Source organism: Candidatus Eremiobacteraceae bacterium (assembly GCA_035314825.1).
GTDB lineage: Bacteria > Vulcanimicrobiota > Vulcanimicrobiia > Eremiobacterales > Eremiobacteraceae > JAFAHD01.
The window spans coordinates 1-5270 of sequence record DATFYX010000022.1; the positions used below are offsets into that span (position 1 = coordinate 1).

Consider the following 5270-nt stretch of genomic DNA (forward strand, 5'->3'; position numbering starts at 1 on the left):
CGTCGCGACCGCACAGCTGCGACCCGCGCAGGCCGTCGGCATCTGGGGCGTGGGCGGGCTGGGCGCGCACGCCGTGCGCATTTGTCGCATGGTCGGAGCTTATCCGATCATCGCGCTCGACCCGATCGACGGCGCCCGCAAGCGGGCGCTGGCGTTCGGCGCCGACCTCGCGATCGATCCCAGCGACGCATCGGCCATTGAGGCGGTCCGCCGAGCGACGGACGGCCGCGGCTTGGACGTCGCCTTCGACTTCGCGGGCGTTCCCGCCGTGCGAGAGCAGGCGGCGGCATCGCTCGGCCTCGGCGGCGTGTTGGTGCTCGTCGGGCTGATGCCGCGGCCGCTCACCGTCACCGATAGCGTCGGGTTCACGATCCGCGGCAACCAGATCCGCGGCCACTTCGGCAGCTCGTTCCAGCACGTCGACCAGTTGATCGCGCTCGCCTCGAACGGCCGCCTCGATGTGGGGCCTTCGATCAGCGCTCACATCCCGCTCGCCGAAGCTGCCGACGCGGTCGACCGGCTCGAGAAGAAGATCGGCGACCCGATCCGGTTGGTGCTCGTGCCATGAATTGCTGAGCAGCCGGTGTCTTAAGACGACGACCAATCACTTGCCTACGCTGCGCTCCATGATCGCTCGGAGAATAGCGTTGATCCGCGTCTGATACGGTCCCCCTTGGGACTGGATCCACGCTAGAACATCAGCATCCAGCCGGATGCTGATACTTCGTTTTACCGGACGATAGAAGCGGCCGCGCACCGCTCCTCGGAAATCCGTGACCTGCGGCGCGTCCGAAAAATCAATCTCACTATCCGGACGATTTACCATCGTCAGCTCCGAGATCAGTCGCGGCGTCAGCTTGATATTCTCGGCGCTCACGCGCACTAGCTTTCCGCGCTGAGATGATCCGGATTGTTTCGTTCGTTTGTCCTTCATTTTCGATGGTGTGTGCGACATAGATGATCCTTTTTCCGACGTTGCCGATGCTATACCAGCGCTCATCGCTGTACCGAGTATCCTGGGCTGACAGTACGCGTGGGTCCTCGAAGATGCGAATTGCCGTTTCAAAGCTCACGCCGTGCTTGCGTAGATTGATTACGGCCTTGTGCGGGTCCCATTCAAACCGCATGGTCGCGCATATATACTAGCATGTATACACAATAATGTCCATATCACCGCCACCAATGGAATCGTCAAGGCCGTTCGGCCGAAGTGCGTGCCGCCGGCTACCGGCCGAGGCTGCTGGCCAAGTACGTCGCGCTGACGATCAACCAGTTGTTGAACGCGTGAGCCGCGATCGGCGCCCACAACGTGCCGCTGCGATAGTAGATGTAGGCAAAACCGAGACCCATGATCGTCAAGGGCAAGATTCGGTACGGCTCTTGATGCCAGAGCGCAAAGACCAGGCTGCTCGCCAGTGCGGCGAGCCATGCAGGTAGCCACTGGGCCAATGCGGCGAAGAGCAGGCCGCGAAACATCGTCTCCTCGACGAGCGGCGTCGCGACTGCCGTGTCGATGATGTCGCTGAAGTAATCGAAAGCGCCGCTATGATGCGAATAGAACACGCCAGCAGAAGCTTGATAGGCTGGATCGGACGAGTCAACTCTGACGGGGACCGCCCAGGCGGCCGAAAAAGTGAGAAGCCAAGCCGCTGCCGCGTACCAGAACTGCGATAAACGGGGCTTCACAAAACCAAGAGACGTCGCTGTTGCGGGGAGTAGCTGGCATAACCACAACGCGGTGCCTACCGTCGCGAGAGCCCGGAAGAGCGCCAGGAGCATCACAAGGGTCGACTCCGGCAGTTGGCTTACCGCCGGCACAATGGCATCGGCGATGACCACGATGATCCCAGCAAGCCACGGAGACCACAAGAACACGGCATACGTGATCAGGGCGACGCCGAAGAAGCCACCGAGACGCCAAGCCTGTGGCGCGAACTGCGGTGCGAGCCCATGCGCCCACACGGCCGCCATGAGACGCTGCCCCACTGGCCGGCGATCCGCTCGAACCGGTCTCGCGCCATTCACGCCCGGTCGTAGGGCGACCATCACTGATCAGCGGGAAGCGTCGTGATGCAAACGCCGCAACACACCACGATCCGAACCTGGCCAAGGTGCAGCCGATACGAGATGCCACTCGTGACATTGCGGCATTCACACGACCGGCCATCAAAGACCCGCTCGAATCGCGACTCGAACGAGGCCAGCTCGTCCTCGTACACCAGCCTCAGCGCCGTCAGGATCCCAGCATCACTCAAACCACCCCGCCGAAGAGCGCGCACGAAAGGCCCATCCACATAGCGCTCGATGTAGCGCACCAGCGCGTGCGGCGTGAAGATCAGGCGATCCTCGACTCCCAGTCCGACTGATCGCGGTCCAACCGAAGATTGACCAATAGCAACCTGCGCCATCACGCCGACCTCCGGAACGCATCGTCCAAGCTCTGCAGCTTGGGATCGGTCGCAAACACCTGAACAAGCCCGGGATATTCGGTCTCACCGATCTGGACGATCATGCGGATCAGATTGCCGAGCACCTCAGCGTCGACGTGCTCGAGCCGATACTCAAGCTCGAGCAGCACCTGATCGCGCTTGACCAGCGAGAACTTGGCCAGCGGCACCCGGAAGTTCAAGCGCGCGATCGAATCCAAGACGACCGCCCGCGACACAGCATTCTTCGGCAGCCGCATCACGTGCGTGCCCAATACGAGCCACCCTTTCGAGGCGCGGGCCCTGACGCACCACGCGCGCTTGTCGGCCTCGAACGGGATCGAATACCAGCCCGACCCAAGCTCGACGCTGTCGAACTCGGCCGCATCGAGCAGCGCCTTCAGATCAACCGCCGGCTCATCGGCCTCGGCCGAACCATCGGCCTCCGCCGACCCCGCCCCCGAACCACCGGAAACCGGCACCGAAACACCGGAGCCGGTCGCCGCCTCCGAAAGAGCGCTCCCACCAGCCAAGAGCCAACCGGTCGTCAGATATGCCTCGCCCTGCGGCGTCAAGATCAGCGCATCCCCGCCACCACAAACCAGCAAACCATGGCGCAACAAGGCCCGCCGCGCCACCCGCACCCGACAGGCAAAACGGCGCAGATCACCCGGCCCACCCACGGCCGGGCCGCCCTCATACAAACCGAACTGGAACGCCAAAAAGTGATGCAGCTCGCCCTCGGACACACGCGGATGCTCGCGCGCGACCTGCAACATCGGGTGGAGTAGATCTCGAGAAGTCGGAATGTTCACCGTTCACCTCCGCACCGAAATCATATCGCAAGCCGGCGACCTACGTAATTCGGCCCAGAAGTGACCGGGTCAGAATCTGGCCCGGGTGGCGCGCCGAGCTAAGGGCAAAAGGCCGGCTAACGTTTTTCTGGGAAGTCTCGAGTTGTGCGGTTTCTACCAGACCTGGTCCAACTGCTTATCGTTCTCGAACGTACCGATCCGCCCGTGTGGCGGCGCGTTCACGTCTCATTTTTCACGAAGCTCGGCGGGTTGCACCGCGTCATCCAGGCGGTTATGGGATGGGACGGCCTCGGTCCCCATCGCTTCATCTTGCAAGGCGACATCTACGAGCGAGTGGCGCCAGGCGAGGCGTTGGACGCGCAACGCGAACGCAACTGGCGCCTTGATTCAGCCTTCTATCCCGGGGACTGGTTGACGTACGCGTATGGTGCGCCCGACGAGCGGCTGCACCGCATAGTCCGCGAAGAATACGTCGACGGTGTGCAGCATTGGCGCTACCCGCGATGCGTCGCTGGTGCGGGTGCCAGCCCGCCGGGCAGCGCTCAGCCCTTCGATGTAGCTCGCGTGAATCGTCGCCTGTGGCGCGCGAAGGGCATCAAAGCTCAATGACGCAGAGCATCAAGGCCAGATGACGCAGAGCGAGCTCAGAGCGGTTCTGGCCAGAGCTCCGATATGCGCGTGGACCAACCCGGCAGCAGCGCGGGCAGATCAATCGTATCGGCGTTCGTGAGGATGCGTCGCGGCTGCCCGACGGCGTCGACTGTGACCGTTCGTTGCTCCGGATCGACGAGCACGACGACTTGGGCCTCGAACGATCGCAAGAGAGCCAGTTTCTCCTCGAGCTCGGCGATGCGGTCCGAGGGCGATTTCACCTCGACCACCAACTCTGGCACGACCTCTGCAAAGCCGGGTGGAGGGATTCGCATGCGTTCTTTCGACACGAACGACACGTCAGGCGCGACAATGTCGCCGTTGGGAAGACGCAAGCCGGCGCTTGAAGTCAGGATAAAACCAAGCTTGCGCGGTCGCACCCATTCACGAAGGCGCGCTGCCAATTCGAAAGCGACGGCTTCGGAGAAGTCGCCGGACGGGCTCATGATGATGATCTTGCCGTCGCGCAGCTCGACGCGCTTGTCCGGGTAGACAGCCTGGACGGCGATAAGATCTCGTTCGCTGAGCGCCATGTTCGCAAGCATACTACCCTCACGCACGGGTAATCCCTCCCGGCGCTCGCCCGTCAAGCCGATAAGCCAATAGGATGAAGAATCTCACCGCGAGCACGAACGCCGAAGCCAAGGCTAGGTCCAAAGCCTCAGGGATCCGCCATCTCCTGATCCGGCTGAACATAGAGCGCCGGATCACAAAGCAGCAAGCGGCAAGAATCCTCGGCAGACAGCAGCTAAACGACAGCACCTGGAAGCGCTACAAGAAAGAGCTCGCGGCGTGGGGCGCGCGCCTCAGATACGACCCCAAGACGAAAACCCACACCGTTCCCAAAGGCTGGACGCTCGGCCGAGCGACGGAGATGGATCCGCGCAAACGCGAGATCCTGGTCCGCCTGCGGATCGATCTGCTGCGCATGGGATCGCCGTTCATGGAAACGCTCGGCCCCCAATTCGAACAATGGGAATCGCAGCTGGCCGGCATGGATCCAGCGGTCAAGGAGCGCCTGCACGTGTGGCAGCCGCAGCCGCGCGTCAACGCCGCATTCTACGAGAACCTCTCCGCCTGCGAACGCGCCATCCAAGAACGGCGCATCCTCGGCTTCACCTATAAGAGATCATCCGACGGTACCGTGTCAGCGCGTCACATCGTGCCCTACGATCTGTTCGATAACAACGGTCGCATCTACGTCTGGGGCGTCGAAGAAGGAGGAGAGCGCCCGAAGTTCTTCGCCCTGGACCGCATGAGCGACCCGACCGTGCTCGACGAAGTGACGGCCAAAGGTTACGACGCAGAACGAAAACTCGACGATACCCTGCGCCACTCGTTTGGCATTTTCGCGACCTCCGGCAAACCGCGCAAGGTC

The 5270-nt window shown here is 62.4% G+C and carries 9 protein-coding genes; 3 read left to right on the plus strand and 6 right to left on the minus strand.

Annotation, left to right across the window (positions count from 1 at the left end):
* Positions 1-568, plus strand: a 568-nt coding sequence (locus tag VKF82_03730) for a zinc-binding dehydrogenase (protein ID HME81171.1), incomplete at its 5' end; no start/stop codon positions are given.
* Between the two features lie 36 nt (positions 569-604).
* Here the strand turns inward: VKF82_03730 and VKF82_03735 are convergent.
* The 5 genes from VKF82_03735 to VKF82_03755 all read right to left on the minus strand — a co-directional run bounded on the left by VKF82_03735 (position 605) and on the right by VKF82_03755 (position 3205).
* On the minus strand, positions 605-877 hold the full coding sequence (locus VKF82_03735; GenBank protein HME81172.1) for a BrnA antitoxin family protein: 273 nt from the start codon (positions 875-877) through the stop codon (positions 605-607).
* Entirely contained in the window at positions 807-1127 is a 321-nt protein-coding gene (locus VKF82_03740) for a BrnT family toxin (GenBank protein HME81173.1), read from the minus strand. The genes VKF82_03735 and VKF82_03740 overlap by 71 nt, the downstream gene beginning before the upstream one ends.
* A gap of 97 nt (positions 1128-1224) precedes the next feature.
* Positions 1225-1986: a type II CAAX endopeptidase family protein gene (locus VKF82_03745; protein HME81174.1), complete on the minus strand. Its 762-nt coding sequence runs from the start codon at positions 1984-1986 to the stop codon at positions 1225-1227.
* Between the two features lie 59 nt (positions 1987-2045).
* Complete coding sequence (locus tag VKF82_03750; GenBank protein ID HME81175.1) at positions 2046-2408, minus strand: hypothetical protein; 363 nt, start codon at positions 2406-2408, stop codon at positions 2046-2048.
* Positions 2408-3205: a hypothetical protein gene (locus VKF82_03755; protein HME81176.1), complete on the minus strand. Its 798-nt coding sequence runs from the start codon at positions 3203-3205 to the stop codon at positions 2408-2410. Before VKF82_03755 ends, VKF82_03750 begins: the two co-directional genes overlap by 1 nt.
* A gap of 180 nt (positions 3206-3385) precedes the next feature.
* Here VKF82_03755 and VKF82_03760 point away from each other — a divergent pair, with 180 nt between their 5' ends.
* The gene (locus VKF82_03760; GenBank protein HME81177.1) at positions 3386-3850 is read left to right on the plus strand and encodes a plasmid pRiA4b ORF-3 family protein; all 465 of its coding nucleotides are present in this window, start codon (positions 3386-3388) and stop codon (positions 3848-3850) included.
* 35 nt (positions 3851-3885) lie between these two features.
* Here the strand turns inward: VKF82_03760 and VKF82_03765 are convergent, their stop codons facing one another.
* Positions 3886-4452 carry a Uma2 family endonuclease gene (locus VKF82_03765; GenBank protein ID HME81178.1) on the minus strand — a complete coding sequence of 189 codons (567 nt, stop codon included), beginning with the start codon at positions 4450-4452 and terminating at the stop codon, positions 3886-3888.
* A 47-nt stretch (positions 4453-4499) separates the two neighbouring features.
* Here VKF82_03765 and VKF82_03770 point away from each other — a divergent pair.
* The coding region (locus VKF82_03770) for a WYL domain-containing protein (protein HME81179.1) at positions 4500-5270 on the plus strand (771 nt) is incomplete at its 3' end.

Excerpts from the sequence above, each read along its gene's own strand:
- VKF82_03740 (HME81173.1), bottom strand. The coding sequence starts at position 1,127 with ATGCGGTTTGAATGGGACCCGCACAAGGCCGTAATCAATCTACGCAAG.
- VKF82_03755 (HME81176.1), bottom strand. The coding sequence starts at position 3,205 with ATGTTGCAGGTCGCGCGCGAGCATCCGCGTGTGTCCGAGGGCGAGCTG.
- VKF82_03750 (HME81175.1), bottom strand. The coding sequence starts at position 2,408 with ATGGCGCAGGTTGCTATTGGTCAATCTTCGGTTGGACCGCGATCAGTC.